Genomic DNA, 22872 nt, shown 5'->3' with positions numbered 1-22872 from the left:
AGACTCCGGGCATGACACCCGAAGAGCTCGCCGCCGTCGGTCTGCAGGTCCACGTCGAGGGCGCGGTCGCCACCGTCACCCTCGACCGCCCCGAGGTCCGCAACGCCCAGACCCCGGCGATGTGGCGCGCCCTGGCCACGGTCGGTGAGCGCCTGGTGGCCGACGACGAGGTGCGGGTGGTGGTCGTGCGCGGCGCCGGCACCACCTTCTCCGCCGGTCTCGACCGGGCGATGCTCGACCCGGCGTCCTCGGCCGAGGGCGTGGAGTCCGTGGCCGACCTGCTGCGCCGCAGCGAGGAGGAGATGTCGGCGACGATCGACGACTACCAGCGCGGCTTCACCTGGCTGCGCGACCCGTCGTTCGTCTCGATCGCCGCGGTCCAGGGCTACGCGGTGGGCGCCGGCTTCCAGCTGGCGCTGGCCTGCGACCTGCGGGTGCTGACCGACGACGCCCAGCTGTGCATGAAGGAGGCGGCCCTGGGCCTGGTCGCCGACCTCACGGGAACAAAACCCCTGGTCGAGGCGGTTGGCTACGCGAGGGCACTGGAGATCTGTGCCACGGCACGCATGGTCGGCGCCGAGGAGGCGGTGCGCATCGGCATCGCCCTGACCGCGGTCCCGACCGACCAGCTCGCTGCCACCGTCGCGCACCTCGTCGAGTCCCTCACCGCCCCGATGGCCGGGGCGGTGCGTGAGACCAAGGCGCTGCTGCAGAGCGCGGCGGCACAGCCGCTCGACGAGCAGCGCCGCCTCGAGCGCGAGGCCCAGGGCCGCCGCTTCCGCGAGGTCGCGGGCGCCACCCACGAGCAGTAGCAGCAGTGAGGAGCACGACGTGTCGGGGATGATGGGGGCCGGGATGGCCTGGCGCCACCTGCGCTCGGACCGCAGCGTGGTGAACAACCGGCTGTCGCGCCAGACCGTGCGGCGGGTGGTCGGCTTCGCCCGTCCCCACCGGGGACTGATCTCGGTCTTCCTGGTGCTGACCGTCATCGACGCCTCGCTGGTCGTGGTGACCCCGCTGCTGGTCCAGCAGATCGTCGACAACGGCATCCTGGCCGGCGACCGGGGGCTGGTCACCTGGCTGGCCCTGGCGATGGCCGGGTTCGCCGTCTTCAACGCGGTGCTCAGCGTGCTGGCCGGCTGGCTGTCCTCCCGGATCGGTGAGGGCCTCATCTACGACCTGCGCTCCCAGGTCTTCGCCCACGTGCAGCGCCAGTCGATGGCCTTCTTCACCCGCACCCAGACAGGGGCGCTGGTCAGCCGGCTTAACAACGACGTGATCGGCGCGCAGCGGGCCTTCACCTCGACCCTGTCGAGCACGGTGTCCAACTCCATCGCGGTGGTCGTCGTCGGCATCACCATGCTGGCCCTGAGCTGGCAGGTGACGCTGCTGTGCGTGGGGCTGTTCCCGCTGCTCTTCCTGGCCTCCCGGTTCGTCAGCAACCGCCTGGCCGGGCTGACGCGCGAGCAGATGGACGGCAACGCCGACCTCGGCAACAACATGACCGAGCGCTTCAACGTCGGCGGCGCGATGCTGCTCAAGCTCTTCGGTCGCCGCGACGACGAGGACGTCCTCTTCGCCACCAAGGCCGCCAAGGTGCGCGACCTCGGGGTGCGGATCAGCCTGATCACCCGCATCTTCGGCGCCGCCATGGTGCTCGTCCCCGCCCTGGCCACCGCGCTGGTCTACGGCGTCGGCGGCCAGCTGGTGGTCAGCGACGCGCTGACCATCGGCACCCTGCTCGCCCTCGCGACGCTGCTGCTGCGGCTGCTCGGCCCCCTGCAGGGGCTCTCCAACGTGCGCATCGACGTGATGACCGCGATGGTCAGCTTCGAGCGGGTCTTCGAGGTGCTCGACCTGCCCTCGCTGATCGTCGAGCGCGACGACGCGGTCGAGCTGCCGCGCAGCGCGGCGCGCCTGGAGTTCGACCGGGTCGGCTTCGCCTACCCCAGCGCCGACGACCTGTCGCTGCCCTCGCTGGAGGGCGTGGCGCGCCCCGAGACCGGCGGCGGCGTCCCCGTGCTCCACGACGTCTCCTTCACCGCCGACGTCGGCCGGATGGTGGCCCTGGTGGGCCCCTCCGGCGCCGGCAAGACGACCGTGACCCACCTGGTCGCCCGGCTCTACGACGTCACCTCCGGCAGCGTGCGGGTCGGCGGGCACGACGTGCGCGACGTCAGCCTGCAGTCCCTCGAGGACGCCGTGGGCTACGTGACCCAGGACGCGCACCTCTTCCACGACACCATCCGCGCCAACATGCTCTACGCCCGGCCCTCCGCCGACGACCGCGACATCTGGTCGAGCCTCGAGGCCGCCCAGATCGCCGACACGGTGCGGCGCCTGCCCGACGGCCTCGACACCGTCGTGGGCGACCGCGGCTACCGGCTCTCCGGCGGCGAGCGCCAGCGTCTCGCGATCGCGCGGCTGCTGCTGAAGTCGCCGGGCATCGTGGTGCTCGACGAGGCCACCGCCCACCTCGACAGCGAGTCCGAGGCCGCCGTGCAGCGGGCCCTCGACGCCGCCCTCGAGGGCCGCACCTCGCTGGTCATCGCCCACCGGCTGAGCACGGTGCGCAACGCCGACCAGATCCTGGTCCTCGACGAGGGCCGCATCGTGCAGTCCGGCACGCACAGCGAGCTGCTCGCCGAGGGCGGCCTCTACGCCGACCTCTACCGCACCCAGTTCGTCGACGACGTGTCCGCGCGGGGCTGAGCCGGCGTCTCGTCGTCGGCGTCCTCGCGCGACGACGTACGCCGGCGGCGGGGGCCACGGCGCTCGTCCCAGGCCAGGTAGAGGAAGCCGCCGACGGCCAGCAGGCCGAAGAACCACCACTGCAGGCCGTAGAAGAAGTGCGGGCCGTTGTCGAGCTCGGGCAGCTCCACCGGCTCGAGCGCGGTGGCCGGTTCCGGGTCCTCCGAGCGCAGGTCGACGAACCCGCCGTAGACCTCGCGGTCGATCGCCTCGCCGATGCGCTCGCTGCTCACCGCTCGGGTCGACAGGTCGCTGACAGTGGTGGAGTCGCCGCTGCCATCGGCGCGCACCCACCCGGAGATCTCGACCTCGCCGGCCGGCGGCTCGGGCACGTCGTCGGGCCGGGTGGTGCCGGCGGCCCGGGTGGCCAGCCAGCCGCGGTCCACCAGCAGCGTCGTGCCGCTGCCTGTCACCAGCGGCACCACCACGTCGACGCCCGAGGCGCCCTCGCGGGTGCGGTAGCGCACGATGACGGTGTCCTCGGGGGAGTAGGTGCCGGTGGCGGTCACGACCCGCCACTCGTCGTCCTCGTCGACGTCGCCGCCGGGGGAGAGGACCTGCTCGACGGGCACCGGCGCCTGCTCCTCGTTGGCACGCACCACGGCGTTGTCGGCCTTGCGCTGCTCGAGCCGGTCGAACTGCCACTGCCCCAGCCACCACGACCCGGCGGCGAGCACGACGACGGCCAGCGCGAAGAGCAGCCAGCGACGCGAGAGCATGAACCTGAACGAGCGCACGCCTCGAGGTTATCCGCCAGGGCGCGGCGAGCCCCGTGCTGGTGCCCGCCCCGCCCGTATGCTTCCTCACATGACGCCACTTCTTCTCGAGGACCGGTACGGCCGGGTGGCCACCGACCTGCGGGTGTCGCTGACCGACCGCTGCAACCTGCGCTGCAGCTACTGCATGCCCGCCGAGGGTCTCGACTGGCTGCCCGACGACTCCGTGCTCACCGACGACGAGGTGGTGCGCCTGATCCGGATCGGCGTCGAGCGCCTGGGCATCGAGGAGGTCCGCTTCACCGGGGGCGAGCCGCTGGTGCGCCGGGGCCTGGTCGACATCGTGCGCCGCACCCGCGAGCTGGGTGAGCACCTCGACATCTCGGTCACCACCAACGCGCTGGGGCTCTCACGCAACGCCGCCGCCCTCAAGGACGCCGGACTCGACCGCGTCAACGTCAGCCTCGACACCGCGCGCGCCGACACCTTCCACCGCATCACCCGCCGCGACCGCTTCCACGACGTGGTGGCGGGCCTCGAGGCCGCGCAGGCCGCCGGCCTCGGCCCGGTCAAGGTCAACGCGGTGCTGCTGCGCGGCGAGAACGACGACCAGGCGCCCGAGCTGCTGTCGTGGTGCCTCGAGCGCGGCTACGAGCTGCGCTTCATCGAGCAGATGCCGCTCGACGCCCAGCACGGCTGGAGCCGCGAGGGGATGGTCACGGCCGAGGAGATCTTCGCGAGCCTGTCGGCGGTGCACACGCTGACCCCCGCCGAGGAGCCCCGGGGCAGCGCTCCGGCCGAGCTCTTCACCGTCGACGGCGGCCCGGGCACGGTCGGGGTCATCGCCTCGGTCACCCGTCCCTTCTGCGGCGACTGCGACCGGGTGCGCCTGACCGCCGACGGCCAGGTGCGCAACTGCCTGTTCGCGCGCTCCGAGTCCGACCTGCGCGCCGCGCTGCGCGACGGCGTCGGCGACGAGGAGCTCGCCCAGCGCTGGGTCGTGGCGATGCGCGGCAAGGCCGCCGGGCACGGCATCGACGACCCGACGTTCCTGCAGCCCGACCGTCCGATGTCGGCCATCGGCGGCTGAGCCGGGCGGCCGGCCGACCGATCCGCCGGAGCGTCAGACCGTGTGGTCGGCGCCCGGCTGGTGCTCGACGACCTCGATCAGGAAGCCGCGCGAGCCCAGGAAGGTGCCGAGCGACTCACGGTGCTCGGGGCAGGCCAGCCAGGCCTTGCGCCGCTCGGGGGTGTGGATCTTGGGGTTGCGCCACAGCAGCGCGTGCACGGCCGGGGCGGTGCAGCCCTTCGCGGAGCAGCTGTCGACCTCGCTCATCGCCCGCCCAGCCCGGCGCGGTGCGTGCCCGCGGCCTCCAGCTCGGGGGCGCCGTACGCGCCGGAGCGCAGCTGGAACCCGTCGGAGCGGCTCGCCTGGGCGTTGGCCAGCACGACCGCGATGTAGGGCAGCACCAGTGCGCCCACGATGAGGATCGGCCACAGCCACGAGATGCCGGCCAGGCCCGCGACGCCGGCGCCCACGAAGCAGGCCGAGCGCAGCGTCATCGAGAGCAGGTAGCGCTTCTGCCGCTTGCGGAGGTCCTCCTCGTGGCTCACGCCGGCCGTGGTGATGCGGACCGCCTCGTCGTCGCGTGCTCGCTGCCTGGCCATGTCTCGAGCCTACGTCGGCAGGTCTAGGCTCCACGTATGACTAATCGCACCTACCGCATCTCCGAGATCGTCGGCACCTCGCCCGAGGGCATCGACGCCGCCATCCGCAACGGCGTCGAGCGCGCCGCCCGCACCCTGCGCCACCTCGACTGGTTCGAGGTCACCCAGGTGCGCGGCCAGGTCAAGGACGGCTCGGTCGAGCACTTCCAGGTCGGGCTCAAGGTCGGCTTCCGCCTCGAGGACGACTGAGCCACGCGCGTCGACGACGTGACGACCCGCGGGTGGTTTCGGGTACGCGCGGGTAATCACTAGCGTCGTCGAGCGTGAGCCAGAGCACGCAGACGTCCCCGTCCCAGCCGTCGTCCGAGCCGACCTCCGAGCCCCGGTCGGTGCTGGTCACGGGCGGCAACCGCGGCATCGGCCGCGCGATCGCGGAGGCCTTCCTAGCCCAGGGCGACAAGGTGGCCGTCACGACCCGCAGCGGTGGGGCCCCCGAGGGTGCCCTCGACGTGCGCTGCGACGTCACCGACGCCGCCGCGGTCGACGCCGCGTTCGCCGAGGTGGAGGCCGCCCACGGCCCGGTCGAGGTGCTGGTCGCCAACGCCGGCATCACCTCCGACACGCTGCTGCTGCGGATGAGCGAGGACGACTGGACCTCGGTCATCGACACCAACCTCACCGGCTCCTTCCGGCTGGCCAAGCGCGCCGCCAAGGGCATGCTCCGGCTGCGCCGCGGCCGGATCATCCTGATCTCCTCGGTCGTGGCCACGCTGGGCTCGCCGGGACAGGTCAACTACGCCGCCTCGAAGGCCGGGCTCATCGGCGTCGCCCGGTCGCTGGCGCGCGAGCTCGGGTCGCGCTCGATCACCACCAACGTGGTCGCCCCCGGGTTCATCGAGACCGACATGACCGCCTCCCTGCCGGCCGAGCAGCAGGCCGAGTACGCCGCGCGGATCCCGCTGGGGCGTCTCGGTGCCGCCGAGGAGGTCGCCGGCACCGTGACCTGGCTGGCCGGTCCGGCGGCGGCGTACGTCACGGGGGCCGTGATCCCTGTCGACGGCGGCCTCGGCATGGGCCACTGACACCCACCTCTCACCGGTCCCACCTCACTGAAGTCACGCAAGGAGCAGACGATGGGCATTCTCGACGGCAAGCGGATCCTGGTGGCCGGGGTGACGATGGACTCCTCCATCGGCTTCGCGACCGCGAAGATCGCCCAGGAGCAGGGCGCCACCGTGCTGATCTCCAACTTCGGGCGCGCGCTGGGCATCACCAAGCGGATCGCGAAGCGGCTCCCGGTGGAGCCGCCGGTCATCGAGCTCGACGTCACCAACGAGGAGCACCTGGCGCGACTGCCCGAGCTGGTCGGTGAGCACGTCGACGGGCTCGACGGGGTGGTGCACTCGATCGCGTTCGGCAACCCCGAGACGCTGCTGGGCGGCAAGTTCCTCGAGGGGCCCTGGCCCGACGTGGCCCAGGCCGTGCAGGTCTCGGCGTACTCGTTGAAGTCGCTGACCACCGCCTGCCGCCCGCTGATGACCGAGGGAGGCTCGGTGGTCGGGCTGACCTTCGACGCCACCGTGGCCTGGCCCGCCTACGACTGGATGGGCGTGGCCAAGGCGGCGCTGGAGTCGACCTCGCGCTACCTGGCCCGCGACCTGGGCCCCGAGGGCATCCGGGTCAACCTGGTCTCCGCCGGGCCGCTGAAGACGCTGGCGGCCAAGGCGATCCCGGGCTTCGAGGAGCTCGACTCGATGTGGGCGACCCGTTCCCCCCTGGGCTGGGACAACACCGACCAGGGCCCGACGGCCAAGGCGGTCTGCGCGCTGCTCTCGGACTTCTTCCCCGCCACCACCGGTGAGATCGTCCACGTCGACGGCGGCTTCCACGCGATGGGCGCCTGAGCGCCCGAGCCGGTAGCGTCGCGCCGGTGAGCGCACCCGGAGCAGGTCAGGACGTCGCCCCCACCACCCATGCTCTGGTCGAGCTGCGCGTGCTGGAGGGCCCCAACCTCTACTTCCCCAGGGCTGCGGTGAAGCTGACCCTCGACATCGGGGCTCTGGCCACCGCACCGGTCGACGTCGCGCTGGTGCTCGCCGAGCGGATCGGCCTGGAGGGTGCCCGCCCCGGCGAGCCGGAGTCGGGCTTCCGCCAGCGCTTCGCCCTGCGCGCCGTCGCGCGGCTGGTGCGGGCCGTGGCCCAGGAGTCGGGCACCTCCTCGCTGGCCGTGCGGGTGCGTCCCACCAACGACGCCCACCAGGTCGTGGTCGCCTACCCGTGGGCGCATCGCGAGCGCGCCCGTGCGATGGGTCGCGCGGTGGCCTCGGTGCTCGACACCCTGGTGCCCGGCGACGACGGCGTCAGCGCCGACCGGCTCTCGGCCGCCGTCTCGGTCGCGGCCGAGACGGTGGCCACCAGCGAGCCGGGCGACGGACCGACGACCCTGGAGCCGGGAGTGCCCGTGGTCGCGGTGACCGGCACCAACGGCAAGACCACCACCTCGCGGATGGTCGCCCACATCGGCCGCGAGTGGGGCAAGGTCGTCGGCTGGTCCAACACCGATGGCGTGTACGTCGACGGCGTGCTGGTCGAGGCCGGCGACTACTCGGGCCCCAGCGGCGCCGGTCGCGTCCTGGCCCACGAGGACGTCGAGCTCGCCGTCACCGAGACCGCGCGCGGCGGGATCCTGCTCAAGGGCATTGGTCTGACCCACAACGACGTCTCCGTGGTCACCAACGTCTCGGCCGACCACCTGGGCCTGCACGGCATCGACACCCTCGACCAGCTGGCCGAGGTCAAGGCGGTCGTGCCGCGCATCACCGCACCCGAGGGCTGGGCGGTGCTCAACGCCGACGACCCGCGCGTGCTCTCGATGCGCTGGGTGGTCAAGTCGCAGGTCTGGGTCTTCTCCCGCGACCCCGACTCCCCGGCCGTGCGCGACGTGCTCGGCGACGGCGGGCGCGCCACCACGGTCATCGACGGCTGGCTGTGCGTGCTGGAGCCCGATGCCGACCCCGACCCGCTCCTCGAGCTGGTCGACGTGCCGATGACCCTGGCCGGGCTCAGCCACTACAACGTCGAGAACGCCCTCGCCGCGGCGTCCGCCGCGCTGGCCGTGTGGATCCCGCGCGACGTCGTGGTGGCCGGGCTGCGCTCGTTCCTGCCCGACGCCGAGCACAACCCCGGCCGGATGAACTGCTTCACCGTGCCGGTCTCCGACGGGGAGGTCACCGTGGTGATGGACCTGGCCCACAACGAGGCCGGGCTCGAGGCGATGTTCGAGATCATGCACGGCGTCCGCCCCGAGGGCGCCCGGGTGCTGCTGGGCCTGGGCGTCGTCGGCGACCGCTCCGAGGAGCTCATCGAGAAGCTCGGCGAGATCGCGGCGCGCGACGCCGACGTCGTGGCGATCGGGCACAAGGAGAAGTACTTCCGCGGGCGCACCGCCGAGGAGCTCGAGGGCCTGATGCGCGCCGGCGCCGAGCGGGTCGGGGTCACCGCCGTGCCGGCGTACCCCACCGAGGTGGGCGTGCTCTCGGCGCTGGTGGGCCAGGCGCTGCCCGGCGAGGTCGTCGGCCTGATGTGCCACGCCGACCGTGAGGGCGTCTACGAGTGGATCGCCGAGGCCGGGGGCGTGCCCGACAGCGCGGAGGTGCTGGCCGCCAAGGTGCGGGCCGCACGCGCGGGGTGAGCCACGCGGGTGGCAGGATCGTGACGCACAGCACACCGATCACCACCCGTAGACCTCTCGGAGGCCCGCCATGCGCAGCACCATGCAGGACGACCAGCTGACCATCGACGCCATCCGCCGCCACGTCGTCGCGGTGCACCCCGACGGCGAGGTCGTCACCGCGACCGCCGACGGCAGCCGCACCCGCTCCTACGCCGAGCTCGGCGAGCGCACCTCCCGTCTGGCCTCGGCGCTGCGCGGCCTGGGCGTCGACGGCGACCAGCGGGTCGCGACCTTCCAGTGGAACAACGTCGAGCACCTCGAGGCCTACCTCGCGGTGCCCTCGATGGGCGCGGTGCTCCACACCCTCAACATCCGGCTCTTCCCCGAGCAGCTGGTCTACGTCGCCAACCACGCCGAGGACCACGTGGTGATCGTCGACGACTCGCTCGTCGGGCTGCTGGCGCCCCGGCTGGAGGAGATGACCACGGTCGAGCACGTCGTGGTCGCCGGCCCCGAGGCCGCCACGGCCGACCTCGACGCGCTGCGCGCGAGCGGCAAGCAGGTGCACCTCTACGAGGAGCTGCTCGCGGCCGCCGAGCCGACCTTCGACTGGCCCGAGATCGACGAGCGCGACGCGGCGGCCATGTGCTACACCTCCGGCACCACCGGCAACCCCAAGGGAGTCGCCTACAGCCACCGCTCGGCGTACCTGCACTCGATGGCGGTGTGCGGCGGCAACACCGGCGGGCTCTCCTTCGAGGACCGGGTGCTGCCGATCGTGCCGATGTTCCACGCCAACGCCTGGGGGCTGCCCTACTCGGCGATGATGAGCGGCGCCTCGCTGTGCATGCCCGACCGCTGGCTGCAGGCAGAGCCGTTGGTGCGCTTCGTGACCGAGAGCCGCCCGACCCTCTCGGGCGGGGTGCCGACGGTGTGGAACGACGTGCTCCAGCACCTCGACGCTAGCCCGGGCACCCGGCTCGACTCGCTGCGGCTCGTGCTGTGCGGGGGCTCCGCCGTCCCGGTCTCGCTGCAGCAGGCGCTGCAGGAGCGCCACGGCATCGTGGTGCGCCAGGCGTGGGGGATGACCGAGACCTCGCCGGTCGCCTCGCTGGGGCTGCCGCCGCTGGGCTGCTCGGAGGAGGAGCAGTGGCGCTACCGGGGCACCCAGGGCCGGCTGCTGTGCGGCGTCTCGGCGCGCATCGTGGCCGACGACCAGTCGGTGCTGCCCGCCGACGGCGCGAGCGTCGGCGAGCTCGAGGTGCGCGGACCGTGGGTGACCGCGTCGTACTACCGTCCCGAGGAGAGCGAGCGCGAGGAGGCGCAGGCCAAGTTCCACGACGGCTGGCTGCGCACCGGCGACGTGGGCCACCTCGACGAGCTCGGCTACATCTCGCTGACCGACCGCGCCAAGGACGTCATCAAGTCGGGCGGGGAGTGGATCTCGTCGGTCGACCTCGAGAACGCCCTGATGTCCCACGACGCGGTGCTGGAGGCGGCCGTGGTCGCCATCCCCGACGAGAAGTGGCAGGAGCGGCCGCTGGCCTCCGTGGTCGTGCGCGACGGGGCCAGCGTCACCGCCGACGAGCTGCGCGAGCACCTGGCCCGCGACTTCGCCAAGTGGCAGCTGCCCGACGCGTGGACCTTCATCGACGAGGTGCCCCGCACCTCGGTGGGCAAGTTCGACAAGAAGGTGCTGCGCCGCCGCTTCGCCGACGGGGAGCTCCGGGTCGAGCAGTAGCCCCGGCCGAGCAGTCACTTTCGCACCATCCACCGAAAGTGACTGCTCGTCAGGCCTCGGGGGTGGGGGCGGCGACGTAGTCGGGGTCGGCCAGGGAGTCGTCGGAGAAGCCGGCGCCGGCCTGGGCCTGGGGCGACCAGTTCTCGAGCTCGGTCATCACCGCCGCGTGCCGGTCGACGCACAGGACCACGAGGTCGCCGCGGTTGGCGCGCGACATGGCGTGGCGCACGGCGTCGTTCTCCTCGAGGATCTGCTCGACCTGCTTGCAGCGGGCGCCGGAGGCCATGGCGGAGCGCACGCCCTCCAGCACCAGCGCGGCGGTCTCGCCGCGCTCGCGCTTGCGCAGGGCCTCGTCCTCGCGCACCACGACGACGTCGAAGTGCTGCGCGGCGACCTCACCGAGCTCGCGCATGTCCTGGTCGCGCCGGTCGCCCGCGGTGGCGATGACGCCGATGCGCGAGGGGCGGGCCAGGTCGTGCGAGCCCTCCAGCGAGTCGCCGACACGGTCGACGAAGTCGCCCAGCATCCGCATGCCGGGGGCGTTGTGGCAGTAGTCGATGATGACGTTGACGCCGTTGACCTCGATCTCGTTGAGACGACCGGGGGAGAGGTAGTAGTTCGTCGAGAAGGAACGCAGCCCCTGGCGGATGTCGTGCAGCGGCGCGCCGGTGGCGAACGCCGCGGCGGCGGCCGCCAACGCGTTCTGCACGTTCATCCGCGCCTTGCCGCCGAAGGTGGCCGGCAGCAGGTGGGTCCAGGCGAGCTGCATCTCGCGCGGGCCGTGCTTGACCACGATCATCTCGCCGCGCTCGGAGGGGTTGAGCACCAGCGCCTTGCCGCCGCGGCGGCAGTGCGCGTCGATCATCTCGCGGGTCTCGGTGCCGGGCTCGTCCATCGAGAACCACACCACCTGGCCCGAGCAGCGCCGGCGCATGTTGCGCACCAGCGGGTCGTCGGCGTTGAGCACGGCGTGGCCGTCGCGCGGCACCGCCTCGACCAGGACGGCCTTGACGTCGGCCAGCTGCTCGACGGTGTCGATGCCGCGCAGGCCGAGGTGGTCGGGGGCGACGTTGATCACGACCGCGACGTCGTTGCGCTCGTAGCCCAGGCCCTCGCGCAGGATGCCGCCGCGGGCGACCTCGAAGACCGCCGTGTCGACCCGCGGGTTCTGCAGCACCATCCGCGCCGAGCGCGGCCCGGAGGCGTCGGCGCGGATCACCAGGCGCTCGTCGATGACGACGCCGTCGGTGGAGGTCATGCCGACCTTGCGGCCCATCCCCTTGAAGATGTGGCTGATCATCCGCGAGGTGGTGGTCTTGCCGTTGGTGCCGGTCACCGCCACGATCGGGATCCGCGACTTGGCGCCGGGCGGGAAGAGCATGTCGACGACCGGCTTGGCGATGAACTGCGGCTCGCCGATGGTCGGGTGGGTGTGCATCCGGAAGCCGGGGGCGGCGTTGACCTCGCAGATCGCGCCGCCGGTCTCACGCACCGGCTCGGTGATGTCGGGGCAGATGAAGTCGATGCCGGCGATGTCGAGGCCGACCATCCGCGCGGCCTCCTCGGCGATCTCGACGTTCTCGGGGTGCGCCTCGAAGGTGCGGTCGATGGAGATGCCGCCGGTCGACATGTTGCCGGTCAGCGCCAGGCGCACCGTGGTGCCCTCGGGCGGTACGTCGGACATCGCGAAGCCCTGCTCGCGCACCAGCTCGACGGCCGCGTCGTCGACCTTGATGCGGGTCAGCACCTTCTCGTGGCCCACGCCGCGGCGCGGGTCGGCGTTGGCGGTGTCGACGAGCTGCTCGACGCTCGAGGAGCCGTCGCCGACCACCGAGGCGGGCACCCGCTCGGCGATGGCGGCGACCTTGCCGTCGATGATCAGGCAGCGGTAGTCCTTGCCGACCACGAACGACTCGACGATGACGTAGCCGCGCCGCGACTGCTCGCGGGCGACCTCGAAGGCCTCGCGGACCTCCTTCTCGTCCTGCAGGTCCAGGCAGACGCCACGACCGTGGTTGCCGTCGAGCGGCTTGACCACGACCGGGAAGCCGATCCGCTCGGCGGCGCGCACGCAGCCCTCCACGGTGCGCACCGACTCCTGCTTGGGCACCGGCAGCCCGGCCGCCGAGAGCAGCGAGGTGGTGAGGTCCTTGTCGGAGGCGATGTCGACGGCGATCGAGGAGGTCTGCGAGGTCATCGTGGCCCGGATGCGCTGGGCGTGGACGCCCTGGCCGAGCTGGACCAGCGAGTGCTGGTTGAGCCGGATCCAGGGGATGTCGCGGGAGACGGCCTCGTCGATGATGGCCTGGGTGGAGGGGCCGAACGCGGTGCGCTGCGCGCGGCGGATGAACTCCTCGAGCTCGACGTCCCAATCGAACTCGGGGTCGGCCTCGACCAGGTGGTTGACCAGCCGCACGGCCAGCCGGCCCGCGGCCAGGCCGACCTGCTCGTCGGCGTAGCCGAAGATGACGTTGTAGACGCCCTCGCGACCCTTGACCTGCCGGGTCTTGCCGCGCCGCACGTCGTGGCCCACGACCTGCTGCAGCGCCAGCGCGCAGTGCTCGGCCACGTGGCCCAGCCAGGTGCCCTCGTGGAGGCGCTCGACGAAGCCACCGCGCTTGCCGCGCGAGCAGGAGTGCTCGCGCAGGCCCGGCAGCATCGCGACCAGGTGGTCGGTGAAGCCCGGGAGCGTGCTGGTGGGGAACTTCTCGAGCACGCCGAGGTCGACGACCAGGTGGATCGCCCGGTCGTAGGACCAGATGTTGGCGCCGCGGTAGACGCGCGTCTCGATGATGCTGAGGTCGGGGGTGGGCCGTTCGGTCATCGCATGGCTCCGTTCTCAGGGGTGCCGGCGGACCCCGAGGGGGCCGTGGCGTGGCTGTCGGACTGGTCCTCGAGCGGTGACTGCTCCGCCGAGCGCAGCTTGCGCAGCCGCGCCATCCGGCGCTTGAGCACGGTGGGGGAGGCGTCGGAGGCGGCGATGTCTCGCGCCATCCGGCGCAGGTCCTTGCCCACCGCCTCGAGCTCGGCGGCGTCCTCGGGGTCGACCTCGGTCTCGCCCGGCAGCAGCTCGCGCGCCGTCAGGTCGTACGTCGCACCCGCGGGCAGCACGTGCAGCACGACCCCGCTCGCCAGCAGCGGCGCGGAGCGCTTGGCCTCGTAGGCGTTGGTGATCATCCGGGACCCGTCCATGACGGTCACGGCGCCGCGGCCGCTGACCCGCAGCAGCTCGCGCTCCTCGCCGGTCTCCTCGTCGACCTCGTGGGTGACGGTGGCCGCGGTGTCCTCGTCGACGCCGATGCCGAGCAGCTGGGGGCTCTGCGCCACGATCATCAGCAGCCGGCCGTAGCGGTTGCGCTGCTCGAAGTGCTGGTCGATGACCGAGGAGCCGAGCAGGCCCAGGCCGCCGGCGACCTGGGTCATCCGCTGCTTGGGGGTGGCACCGCCGGAGCCGAAGGCGACCATGTGGCTGGACTGGATGCTGGCGCCCGCCGACGTGCCGGCCACGACCGCCCCGCGGTGGTGGGCGCGCACGATGGCGTCGCCGACGGGGGTGCCGTTGAGGATGCCTGAGAGCTTGAGCTGGTTGCCGCCGGTCATGAACACGCCGGTGGCCTCGTCGAGCTGCTTGACCAGCGTCTCGTCGTGCGCCTCGTCTCGCGAGGCCGGGTCGACGCCGGACACGTCGGTGGCGCCGAGCCTGCGGAACAGGGCGTCGTAGACCGCCATGATCTCCTCGCCGATCGAGGAGGCGGTGGGGATGACGACGATGCGGGCCTCTCGATCACCGCTGGCGGTGACGAAGTCCTGCAGGACGGTGCGGCGGCGCAGCTTGTCCTCCGCGCCGCCGATGATCATCAGGGGACCTCTGGGCATGGCGACACGCTAGGGCATGAGCCACCTCACCCCGCAGGTGACGCGGGCGCGGTGGTGCTGGATCGGCGCCCGCGCGGCTGAGAGAGTGTGCCGGTGAGCAGCGAGACGGCCCCCCGACGCCTGGTCCTGGCCCGGCACGCCCAGGCCGTCGACGCGGCCGCGACCGATGCCGTGCGCGAGCTGAGCGCCCGCGGGCGCCGCGACGCCGAGGCCGCCGGGCGGTGGCTGGCCGAGCTGGGCGTGACTCCCGACCACGCCCTCGTCTCCGCGGCGGTGCGCACCAGCCAGACCTGGGACCAGATGTGCGCCGGCGCCGGCTGGGAGCTGGCCGCCGACCTCGACCGGGGTCTCTACGAGGCCGGCACCGACGCGGCGCTCGACCTGGTGCGGCTGGTGCCCGCGCAGGTGCGCACCCTGGTGGTCGTGGGCCACAACCCCACCGTCGGCTCGCTGGCGCACGTCCTCGACGACGGCGACGGGGACCCCGAGGCGGTGACGGCGCTGCTCGGGGGCTACCCGACCAGCGCGCTCACCGTCTTCGCGGTCAGCACCGCGTGGGCCGACCTCGCCGAGGAGTCGGCGACCGTGCTGGCCCACCACGTCGCCCGCGGCTGAGAGCCACAGCGGCGGACCTCAGAGGGGCGGCGCGGGGGTGGTGATGCCCACCGCGCGGTCGGCGGCCTCGACCTCCTCGCGGCTGATCCCGAGCAGGTAGATGATCGCGTCGAGGTAGGGCACGTTGACCGAGGTGTCGGCGGCGTCGCGGACCATGGGCTTGGCGTTGTAGGCGATGCCCAGCCCGGCGGCGGCGAGCATGTCGAGGTCGTTGGCGCCGTCGCCGATGGCGATGGTGGAGGCGACGTCGACACCGATCTCGTCGGCGAACTCCCGCAGCGCCCGGGCCTTGCCGGCCCGGTCGACGACCTCGCCGACGATGCGCCCGGTCAGGTGGCCGTCGACGATCTCGAGCTCGTTGGCCCGGGCGAAGTGGATGCCGAGCTCGGTGGCGAGCCGGTCGGTGATCTGGGTGAAGCCGCCCGAGACGATCGCGAACCGGTAGCCCAGGCGACGCAGCGTGCGCACCATGGTGCGCGCCCCCGGCGCGAGCTGGATGGCGTCGTAGACCTCGTGCAGCGCGCGGGCCGGCACGCCCTCGAGCAGCGCCACCCGCGAGCGCAGCGACTCCTCGAAGTCGAGCTCGCCGCGCATCGCGCGCTCGGTGACCTCGGCGACCTCGGCCTCGCAGCCGGCGTGGGCGGCGATCATCTCGATCACCTCGCCCTGGATGAGCGTGGAGTCGACGTCCATCACGATCAGCCGCATGCCGCGGCGCAGCAGGTTGGCGGGCTGGACCGCCACGTCGATGCCCTGGCTGGCGGCCTCGAGGGCCAACAGCTCGCGCAGCCGCTCCGGCTCGGCGCCCGAGACGTGCAGGTCGAAGGCGGTCACGGGGTAGCGCGCCATCCGCTCGATGCGGTCGATGTTGGCCCCCGCCTCGGCGATCCGCCCGGCCACCGCGGCCATCGCCGAGGCCGTGAGGGGCGTGCCGAGCACGGTCACGTGGGAGCCGCCCCGGGCCGGGGGCCGCGTGTCGCCCGTGCCGGCCTCGATCTCGACGCTCATGTCGAGCGAGCCCGCGGTCTCCTCCACGGCCCGCTGCAGACCGGCGGCGTCCTGGGGCACGGTGACCAGCACGCCGAGGATCAGGCGGCGCCGCAACCGGATCTGCTCGAGGTCGACGACCTCCACCCCGGCCCGCGCCAGGGTCGCGAAGACCGAGGACGTCACGCCCGGGCGGTCGCGACCGGTCAGGGTGATCAGGAGCGTCTCGGGGCGTACGCCGTCCGGCGGCGGGAGTGGCTGGTTCATCGCAGGCACGAGGCTAGCGCCGCCGGCACGGGAGATGAGCACCCGTACCCAGGCGGTTGAGCCCTTCGACCGTGGCGGCGACGCCCCGGGCGCGGTGTGCTGGACCCATGCCCAGCTATGCGCGCCCCGACCTGTGCCCCGACTGCGGGGCGGTGTTGCCGCCGGAGCCCGACGCGTGCCCGCGCTGCGGGCTGCCGCTGCGTGACCCGCTCGCCGACGAGCTGCTGGCCACGCTGCGCCACGCCGACGAGCTGGTGGTCCGGCTGCGGGCCCGTGCCGACGCACCCACCCGGGCGCCGGCGACCGGGACCGTGCCCCGGACCCGCCGAGGACCGGTGCCTCGACGACTGGTGCCTCGACGTCTGGGCCAGGCCACGGTGCCGCAGCTGCTGCTGGCCCTGGGCGCCGCCTGCCTGCTGGTCGCGGCCGTGGTGTTCCTGGCGGTCGCCTGGTCGTGGCTCGGCGTTGCCGGGCGCACCGCCGTGCTGCTGGTGCTGACGGTGTCGGCCGGCGGCGCCTCGGTGCTGCTGTCGCGTCGAGACCTGGTCGCGGCCGCGGAGGCGCTCTGCGCGGTCACCCTCGGCTTCGTCGTGCTCGACGTGCTGGGCGCCGGCCAGTCGGGCTGGGCGCCCGAGCCCGGCACCAGCGGGTCGGGGCTCGTCCTCGGTGCGGTGGTCGTCGCGGCCGGGCTCGCGCTGTCCACCCTGCACCTGCGCCTCGCCGGGGCACGGCCCGTGGTCGCCCAGCTGGTCATCGCAGCGGCGCTCCTCGGCCTCGCCGGCTCCCTGGCGGCCGTGGTCGAGGAGCGCACCGCCGACGGCGGGGCCGCCAGCGCGTCAGGTGTCTGGGCGGGCTGCGTGGTGGCCGCCGCGGCCCTCGTCGTGCTCGCCGCGCGCACGCGGCTGGGGGTGCTGCGTGTCGCCGCGGGCGTGGTGGGCTGCGTGGCCTGGCTGGTGCTGCTCGCGATCTCCCTGGCCGACAACGGCGCCGACCTGAGCCTGCGCGGCCTCTGGGCGGAGGGCGGGGTCACCTGGTTGCTGGTGGCCGCCGCGCTCGCGCTGCTGCCGCTGCTCGACCCCCTCGTGCGCCGCGGCGCGGTGGCCGTGCTGCCCGAGGTGGTGGCGATGACGCTGGGCAGCCTGGTGCTCGTGCTGCCGGCCCTCGACGAGGGTGCCGACGCCGTGCTGGTCGCGACCGGTGCCCTCGTCGCGGTGTGGGGCCTGGCGGCCGCGGGAACCGCGCGCGTCCTGCCTCGACGACGGGTCGTCCCGGTCGGGGTCGCCCTGGCGTTCGTGCTGCCGGTGCTGGTCGCGGTCGTGTCGCTGCACGCCGTCGCGCTGGAGGCGCTGCTCGACGTCGCCGCGGTGTACGACGCCACGGTGGGCGTGCGCGTCGACGCGCCCGCCACCGCCTGGGACGCCCGCCTGCTGGTGCCGGCCGTGCTCGCCCTGGGCGTCGCGGCGCTGGGCGCGGCGCCGGCGGCCCGGCAGCGGCGCACGGGCGTCACCGTGGGCGCCGCGCTCGCCGTCGCGGCGCTGGCCACGGCCGCCCTGCTCGAGGCGCCCCTGGCGGCGGTGGTGCTGCCGCTCGCGCTCGCCGCGACGGGCCTGGTGGCGCTCGGGAGCCGGCGTGCGGTCTGGTCGGGCCTCGTGGTCGGGGCCGCCGGCGGCGTGGTGGCCCTGCCCAGCGCGGCCCTGGCCGCCGTCGCGGCGGGTCTCGTGGTGCTCGCCTGCGGCTACCGGGCCCTCGCGGGCCGTCCGGGTGGGGCGGAGGCCTGGGCGGCGCTGCCCGTCGCGGGGGCGGCGGCCCTGTGGGCGGTCGGCGAGCTGGCCGGCGTCGACGTGGCCTCCCGGGGCGCGGCGACGGTGCTGGTCGTGGGCGTCCTGGCCCTGGTGGCGCGACGTACCGAGGTCGACCTGGCGACCGTGCTGGTGGTGCCCTGGCCGGCGGTGGCCGGGGTGCTGGCGGCGGGGGACCGGTCGGTCTCCTCGGCGCTGCACCTGACCCTGCTGGGCGCGCTGCTGGTGGCCCGGGCGCTCACCGACGACCGCCGTCGACGGCTCGCCTGGGCCGGTGGCCTGCTGCTCGCGGCCGCCACCTGGGTGCGCCTGGCCGCCATCGGTGTCGAGGCCCCGGAGGCCTACACCGCACCCACCGCGCTCGCGCTGCTCGTCGTCGGGCTGCGTGCCCTGCGCCGCGCCCCCGAGCGGGGCTCGGTGGCCACCCTGCTGCCCGGGCTGGTGCTGGCCGTGCTGCCGAGCCTGCTGTGGGTGCTGGCCCAGGACCCCGTCTCGTGGCGCGCCCTGCTGCTGGGCCTGGGCTGCCTGGTCCTGGTGCTGGGTGGCGCCCGGCTGGGCTGGCAGGCGCCGCTGCTGGTCGGGGCGGTCGCCGGCGGGCTCCTGGTGCTGCGCGAGCTGGCGCCGTACGCCGCAGCGACGCCGCAGTGGGTCCTGCTGGCGGCGGCCGGCGCGCTGCTGCTCGGGGTCGGCACCACCTGGGAGCGCCGCGTGCGCGACCTGCGCCACGCCGGGCACTACCTGGCCCGGCTCAGGTGAGCCGCGGGGAGGCTCAGATGACGGCGCCGCTGTCGTCGGGGGCCCGCTCGACCCTCTTGGAGCGCGGCTCGCGGGGCTCCACGGGCCAGACCCGGTGCATCAGCACCGCCAGCGGGGTCGCGGTGAAGACCGAGGAGTAGGTGCCGACGACCAGGCCGATGAGCAGGGCGAGCGCGAAGTCGGTCAGCGAGTCGCCACCGAGCACGAAGAGCGCGCCCAGGATGAACATCGTGCCCAGGCCGGTGTTGATCGTGCGGGGCACCGTGGCCAGCACGGCCTCGTTGCAGGACTCCGCGAAGGTGACGGCGCCCTCGCGGGTGCCGCGCCACTTCTCACGCACGCGGTCGAAGACGACGACGGTGTCGTTGACGCTGAGGCCGATGACGGTCAGCACGGCGGCGAGGAACACCCCGTCGACCGGGCGGCCGAGCCAGGCGAAGACACCGATCACGATCGAGACGTCGTGGAGCATCGCGATCGCCGCCGACGCGCCGAAGACCCAGCGGAAGCGCAGCGCCAGGTAGAGCATCTGGGCGGCCAGGGCGATGCCCAGCGCGATCAGCGCCTTGTTGCGCAGCTCGTCGCCCAGCGACGGCCCGATCAGCGAGTCGGACTCGAGGTCGGAGCCCGGCACCGCGGCGGCGACGGTGTCGCGGATGACCTGCGCCTGGTCGTTGTCGACGTCGCCGACCTTGACCACCAGGTCGCCGTCACCGGAGGTCTGCACCACGGCGTCGTCGAAGCCGGCGTCGTCGAGGTCGGCGCGCACGGTCTCGACGTCGCCGGCGTCGGCGGCCTGCGAGGTGGTGAAGTCGAGGACGCGGCCGCCGGTGAACTCCACGCCGAGGTTGAGCCCGTTGAGCCCGATGCCGGCCAGCGCGGCGACCACGACGGCCGCGGACGTGGCCAGCCAGATCCGCGAGCGGCCCATGATGTCGGGGTTGCGCTCGAGCAGGACGTCGTGGACCTTGCCGGTCTTCGCGAAGCCGGTCAGCGCCGGGCGGCGGCGCACGGCCTTGCGCGAGGTGGCGAACTCGACCAGCACCCGGCTGATGACCATCGCCGAGAACATCGAGGCCACGACGCCGATCGTCAGCGTGACGCCGAAGCCGCGCACGGGGCCGGTGGCGAGGAAGAAGAGCAGGCCACCGGCCAGCAGGGTGGTGACGTTGGAGTCGAGGATGGCCGACCAGGCCTTCGAGAAGCCGGTGGAGATCGCCTTCGCCGGGGGCGCGTTCTCCTCGGAGCTCTCCTCCTTGGCCCGCTCGAAGACGAGCACGTTGGCGTCGATCGCCATGCCGATGGCCAGCACGAAGCCCGCGAGGCCCGGCAGCGTCAGGGTCGCGCCGAGCGCGACCAGCACGGCGTACGAGATGAGGGCGTAGCAGCCCAGTGCCACCACGGCCAGGAAGCCGGAGAGGCGGTAGGCGAAGGTGATGAAGAGGCCGGTGAGCAGCAGGCCGATGAGGCCGGCCTGGAAGGAGGCGTCGATGGCCTCGTCGCCGAGCGTGGGGCCGACGACCTGCTGGGAGATGATCTCGACGGGCAGCGGCAGCGCGCCGCCCTCGATCAGCAGCGCCAGGTTCTGCGCGGAGGACTCGGTGAAGCTGCCGCTGATCTGGGTGCGCCCGCCGAGCTGGCCGACGTCGCAGGTGGAGTCCTGGACCTGCGGGGAGCTGATCACCTCGCTGTCGAGGACGATCGCGATGCGGCGCTGGGGGTCGCCCTGCTGGAAGCAGGCGGCGTCGCCGGTCAGGGAGGCCCAGGCGTCCTGGCCCTTGCTGGCGAACTCGACGTCGACGACCCACTGGACGCCCTGCTCCTGGATGCCGGCGGTGGCGCTGGAGACGTCGTCGCCCTCGAGCTGGGCCGGGCCGAGCACCAGTGGGGAGCCGTCCTCGTCGGTGGTGGCGAAGCGGCCCTGCTTGTCGGTGTCGGGCTGCTGCGAGCCCTCCTCGGGCTCCTCGCCGGTGTTGCCGACGATGCTGGGGTCGGTGCCGAGCACCGGGTGGAAGGTCAGGCGCGCGGTGCGGCCGATGACCTCCGCCGCCTCGCGGGGGTCCTCGACGCCGGGCAGCTCGATCAGGATCCGGTTCTCGCCCGAGCGCACCAGCGTGGGCTCGGTGACGCCCAGGGCGTCGACGCGACCGCGCAGCACCTCCACCGCACGGTCGGTGTTCTCGGCGTTGGCCTCGACGGTGTCGGTCGAGCTCGCCTCCAGGGTGATCTGGGTGCCTCCGGAGAGGTCCAGGCCCAGCTTGGGCGAGGAGCCCAGGGTGAGCAGGGCGGCACCGACCAGGACCAGGACGGCGACGAGGAAACGCCACCACGAGCTCTTGCGCATGCGCACATGGTCCGTCATCGGTCCTTTACGTCACACACCGGGCTCCGCGCACCACCCCGCGGGGCCGGTCAGGCCGGCGGCCACACCTCTGGCGAGCAGGCCGCCACCAGCGCCCGGCGCCCGGCCCGGGCGAGCGGACGCAGCGCCTGCGCACGCGCCTGGGCCTCGGCGGCGGTGATGGCGCCGCCGTCGTCCTCGAGCGCCAGGTCGGCGATCTCGAGGGCCTGCAGCCCCCGGGCGGCGAGCTCCACGCAGCGTGCCGGCACTCCCGGGGGAGCGTCGAGGCCGTCGCGGTGGCGCAGGTCCATCAGCCGGTCGGCCACCTCGGGGCGCCAGCGCGCCACCTCGAGGGCGGCCAGGAGGTCGGCGGTCTGCGGCAGGGCGGCGCGCAGGGCCCGGTCGGCCTCGCCCACGTCGGGCAGCTGGCGGCGCCCGGCCGGCTCGGCGACCCACGTGGTCGCGGCACCCACGACCCAGGGCACCAGGCCCACGGATGCCGGAGCACCCGGCAGGGCGCGCATGGCGGCGCCGGTGACCACCACCGCCTCGCCCGCCTCCAGCGCGGCGGCGTTGAAGGCGGGCGGACCGCCCAGCCCGACGGGGTCGCCCTCCACGCCGAAGGCGGCGCCGATCGTGTCGGCGCCCTCGACCCGCAGCCGCGCCAGACCGCCCACCAGGGTCTCGGTGCCGTCCCCGCCGAGGCCCATCGCGCCCAGCCCGGCCACGGCGTGCGTGGCCTGGTCGTCGATGACCGCGTCGACCACCAGGTCGGCGGCGACGTGCCCGCGCAGCCACGACGTGCCCCACCAGGCGAGGCGGGCGGCGGCGGGCAGGGGTGAGGTCACGGCGGGTGAGGGTACGCCGGTGGTTAGGGTGACGCCATGGCAGCAGTCCTCGAGTTCGCCGACGTCTCCGTCCGCCGGGGCCAGGCCACCCTGCTCGACCGGGTCAGCTGGACCGTCGAGGAGGACGAGCGCTGGGTCGTGCTCGGCCCCAACGGGGCGGGCAAGACCACGCTGCTGCAGCTGGCCTCCGCCCAGATCCACCCCTCCGACGGGGTGGCGGGCGTGCTCGAGGAGGTGCTGGGCACCGTCGACGTCTTCGAGCTGCGCCCCCGCATCGGCCTGACCAGCGCCGCGCTCGCCGAGCGGATCCCCCGCGGTGAGAAGGTGCGCGACCTCGTCGTCTCCGCGTCGTACGCCGTCGTGGGCCGCTGGCGCGAGGCCTACGACGAGCTCGACCACGAGCGGGCCGAGTCGCTGCTGCGCGAGCTGGGTGCGCTGCACCTGGCCGACCGGACCTTCGGCACCCTCTCGGAGGGGGAGCGCAAGCGGGTGCAGATCTGCCGCTCCCTGATGAGCGACCCCGAGCTGCTGCTGCTCGACGAGCCGGCCGCCGGTCTCGACCTGGGCGGTCGCGAGGACCTGGTCGCGACGCTGTCGATGCTGGCCTACGACCCCGACTCGCCGGCCACGGTGCTGGTCTCCCACCACGTCGAGGAGATCCCGCCCGGCTTCACCCACGCGCTGCTGCTGCGCGAGGGTCGCGTGGTCGAGGCCGGGCTGCTCGACCAGGTGCTCACCGAGGCGGCGCTCTCGGCGACCTTCGGGATGCCGCTGCACGTCACCCACGAGGACGAGCGCTGGACCGCCCGGCGCCGCACCCGCGCCCACTGATCC

The 22872-nt window shown here is 73.6% G+C and carries 19 protein-coding genes; 11 read left to right on the top strand and 8 right to left on the bottom strand.

All coding sequences use genetic code 11. The features are described from left to right. The first annotated feature begins 11 nt into the window (after positions 1 to 11). Together ABKW28_RS00330 and ABKW28_RS00325 are read left to right on the top strand one after the other, a co-directional pair. Positions 12 to 812, top strand: a complete 801-nt coding sequence (locus tag ABKW28_RS00330) for an enoyl-CoA hydratase/isomerase family protein (RefSeq protein WP_193668886.1) — start codon at positions 12 to 14, stop codon at positions 810 to 812. 28 nt (positions 813 to 840) lie between these two features. Further along, entirely contained in the window at positions 841 to 2712 is a 1872-nt protein-coding gene (locus tag ABKW28_RS00325; RefSeq protein WP_348605623.1) for an ABC transporter ATP-binding protein, read from the top strand. On the opposite strand, the gene ABKW28_RS00320 is transcribed toward ABKW28_RS00325, so the two are convergent. Continuing rightward, complete coding sequence (locus tag ABKW28_RS00320; protein ID WP_193668885.1) at positions 2670 to 3488, bottom strand: SURF1 family protein; 819 nt, start codon at positions 3486 to 3488, stop codon at positions 2670 to 2672. The genes ABKW28_RS00325 and ABKW28_RS00320 overlap by 43 nt on opposite strands. Positions 3489 to 3558: 70 nt before the next feature. On the opposite strand from ABKW28_RS00320, the gene moaA reads away from it, so the two are divergent. After that, positions 3559 to 4557: a GTP 3',8-cyclase MoaA gene (gene moaA / locus ABKW28_RS00315; RefSeq protein WP_227491663.1), complete on the top strand. Its 999-nt coding sequence runs from the start codon at positions 3559 to 3561 to the stop codon at positions 4555 to 4557. Between the two features lie 33 nt (positions 4558 to 4590). On the opposite strand, the gene ABKW28_RS00310 is transcribed toward moaA, so the two are convergent. Further along, complete coding sequence (locus ABKW28_RS00310; protein WP_193668883.1) at positions 4591 to 4803, bottom strand: acetone carboxylase; 213 nt, start codon at positions 4801 to 4803, stop codon at positions 4591 to 4593. Further along, on the bottom strand, positions 4800 to 5135 hold the full coding sequence (locus ABKW28_RS00305; protein WP_193668882.1) for a DUF3099 domain-containing protein: 336 nt from the start codon (positions 5133 to 5135) through the stop codon (positions 4800 to 4802). Before ABKW28_RS00305 ends, ABKW28_RS00310 begins: the two co-directional genes overlap by 4 nt. Positions 5136 to 5171: 36 nt before the next feature. Between ABKW28_RS00305 and ABKW28_RS00300 the strand changes: the two genes are divergently transcribed. From ABKW28_RS00300 to ABKW28_RS00280, 5 genes are all read left to right on the top strand, one after another. Continuing rightward, positions 5172 to 5384, top strand: coding sequence for a dodecin (locus tag ABKW28_RS00300; RefSeq protein WP_193668881.1), 213 nt, complete (start codon positions 5172 to 5174; stop codon positions 5382 to 5384). 140 nt (positions 5385 to 5524) lie between these two features. After that, positions 5525 to 6217, top strand: a complete 693-nt coding sequence (gene fabG / locus ABKW28_RS00295) for a 3-oxoacyl-ACP reductase FabG (protein ID WP_193668946.1) — start codon at positions 5525 to 5527, stop codon at positions 6215 to 6217. A 51-nt stretch (positions 6218 to 6268) separates the two neighbouring features. After that, the gene (gene fabI / locus ABKW28_RS00290; RefSeq protein ID WP_348605547.1) at positions 6269 to 7039 is read left to right on the top strand and encodes an enoyl-ACP reductase FabI; all 771 of its coding nucleotides are present in this window, start codon (positions 6269 to 6271) and stop codon (positions 7037 to 7039) included. Positions 7040 to 7065: 26 nt separating this feature from the next. Continuing rightward, positions 7066 to 8826, top strand: coding sequence for a Mur ligase family protein (locus ABKW28_RS00285; protein WP_348605545.1), 1761 nt, complete (start codon positions 7066 to 7068; stop codon positions 8824 to 8826). 70 nt (positions 8827 to 8896) lie between these two features. Then, a complete protein-coding gene (locus ABKW28_RS00280; protein WP_348605542.1) occupies positions 8897 to 10549 on the top strand; it encodes a long-chain fatty acid--CoA ligase in 1653 nt (550 codons plus the stop codon). A 49-nt stretch (positions 10550 to 10598) separates the two neighbouring features. Here ABKW28_RS00280 and cphA read toward each other — a convergent pair whose 3' ends face one another. Together cphA and ABKW28_RS00270 are read right to left on the bottom strand one after the other, a co-directional pair. Then, positions 10599 to 13373 (bottom strand): cyanophycin synthetase, encoded by a 2775-nt coding sequence (gene cphA / locus ABKW28_RS00275; RefSeq protein WP_348605541.1) that lies wholly within the window; start codon positions 13371 to 13373, stop codon positions 10599 to 10601. Continuing rightward, positions 13370 to 14425, bottom strand: a complete 1056-nt coding sequence (locus tag ABKW28_RS00270; protein ID WP_193668877.1) for a cyanophycinase — start codon at positions 14423 to 14425, stop codon at positions 13370 to 13372. Before ABKW28_RS00270 ends, cphA begins: the two co-directional genes overlap by 4 nt. Positions 14426 to 14518: 93 nt before the next feature. On the opposite strand from ABKW28_RS00270, the gene ABKW28_RS00265 reads away from it, so the two are divergent. Continuing rightward, positions 14519 to 15040, top strand: coding sequence for a histidine phosphatase family protein (locus ABKW28_RS00265; RefSeq protein ID WP_348605540.1), 522 nt, complete (start codon positions 14519 to 14521; stop codon positions 15038 to 15040). Positions 15041 to 15058: 18 nt separating this feature from the next. Here ABKW28_RS00265 and serB read toward each other — a convergent pair whose 3' ends face one another. Beyond that, entirely contained in the window at positions 15059 to 16294 is a 1236-nt protein-coding gene (gene serB / locus ABKW28_RS00260) for a phosphoserine phosphatase SerB (protein ID WP_193668875.1), read from the bottom strand. Positions 16295 to 16401: 107 nt separating this feature from the next. Between serB and ABKW28_RS00255 the strand changes: the two genes are divergently transcribed. Further along, positions 16402 to 18849: a zinc ribbon domain-containing protein gene (locus ABKW28_RS00255; RefSeq protein WP_348605539.1), complete on the top strand. Its 2448-nt coding sequence runs from the start codon at positions 16402 to 16404 to the stop codon at positions 18847 to 18849. Positions 18850 to 18862: 13 nt separating this feature from the next. Here the strand turns inward: ABKW28_RS00255 and secD are convergent, their stop codons facing one another. Both secD and ABKW28_RS00245 read right to left on the bottom strand, forming a co-directional pair. Then, entirely contained in the window at positions 18863 to 21193 is a 2331-nt protein-coding gene (gene secD / locus ABKW28_RS00250; protein ID WP_193668873.1) for a protein translocase subunit SecD, read from the bottom strand. Between the two features lie 68 nt (positions 21194 to 21261). Next, positions 21262 to 22038 carry a hypothetical protein gene (locus ABKW28_RS00245; RefSeq protein ID WP_193668872.1) on the bottom strand — a complete coding sequence of 259 codons (777 nt, stop codon included), beginning with the start codon at positions 22036 to 22038 and terminating at the stop codon, positions 21262 to 21264. 36 nt (positions 22039 to 22074) lie between these two features. Between ABKW28_RS00245 and ABKW28_RS00240 the strand changes: the two genes are divergently transcribed. Beyond that, positions 22075 to 22869, top strand: a complete 795-nt coding sequence (locus ABKW28_RS00240) for an ABC transporter ATP-binding protein (RefSeq protein WP_193668871.1) — start codon at positions 22075 to 22077, stop codon at positions 22867 to 22869. The last annotated feature ends 3 nt before the right edge of the window (positions 22870 to 22872 follow it).

Origin of the sequence: Nocardioides sp. 31GB23 (genome assembly GCF_040012395.1) — a bacterium.
Taxonomy (GTDB): Bacteria; Actinomycetota; Actinomycetes; order Propionibacteriales; family Nocardioidaceae; genus Nocardioides; species Nocardioides salarius.
The sequence above is the reverse complement of the archived record's forward strand: the minus strand, read 5'-3'. Positions and strand labels throughout refer to the sequence as shown.

Excerpts from the sequence above, each read along its gene's own strand:
- ABKW28_RS00270 (WP_193668877.1), bottom strand. The coding sequence starts at position 14,425 with ATGCCCAGAGGTCCCCTGATGATCATCGGCGGCGCGGAGGACAAGCTG.
- ABKW28_RS00305 (WP_193668882.1), bottom strand. The coding sequence starts at position 5,135 with ATGGCCAGGCAGCGAGCACGCGACGACGAGGCGGTCCGCATCACCACG.
- ABKW28_RS00280 (WP_348605542.1), top strand. The coding sequence starts at position 8,897 with ATGCGCAGCACCATGCAGGACGACCAGCTGACCATCGACGCCATCCGC.
- serB (WP_193668875.1), bottom strand. The coding sequence starts at position 16,294 with ATGAACCAGCCACTCCCGCCGCCGGACGGCGTACGCCCCGAGACGCTC.
- moaA (WP_227491663.1), top strand. The coding sequence starts at position 3,559 with ATGACGCCACTTCTTCTCGAGGACCGGTACGGCCGGGTGGCCACCGAC.
- ABKW28_RS00300 (WP_193668881.1), top strand. The coding sequence starts at position 5,172 with ATGACTAATCGCACCTACCGCATCTCCGAGATCGTCGGCACCTCGCCC.
- secD (WP_193668873.1), bottom strand. The coding sequence starts at position 21,193 with ATGCGCAAGAGCTCGTGGTGGCGTTTCCTCGTCGCCGTCCTGGTCCTG.
- fabI (WP_348605547.1), top strand. The coding sequence starts at position 6,269 with ATGGGCATTCTCGACGGCAAGCGGATCCTGGTGGCCGGGGTGACGATG.
- ABKW28_RS00310 (WP_193668883.1), bottom strand. The coding sequence starts at position 4,803 with ATGAGCGAGGTCGACAGCTGCTCCGCGAAGGGCTGCACCGCCCCGGCC.
- ABKW28_RS00330 (WP_193668886.1), top strand. The coding sequence starts at position 12 with ATGACACCCGAAGAGCTCGCCGCCGTCGGTCTGCAGGTCCACGTCGAG.
- ABKW28_RS00240 (WP_193668871.1), top strand. The coding sequence starts at position 22,075 with ATGGCAGCAGTCCTCGAGTTCGCCGACGTCTCCGTCCGCCGGGGCCAG.
- cphA (WP_348605541.1), bottom strand. The coding sequence starts at position 13,373 with ATGACCGAACGGCCCACCCCCGACCTCAGCATCATCGAGACGCGCGTC.
- ABKW28_RS00325 (WP_348605623.1), top strand. The coding sequence starts at position 841 with ATGATGGGGGCCGGGATGGCCTGGCGCCACCTGCGCTCGGACCGCAGC.
- ABKW28_RS00255 (WP_348605539.1), top strand. The coding sequence starts at position 16,402 with ATGCCCAGCTATGCGCGCCCCGACCTGTGCCCCGACTGCGGGGCGGTG.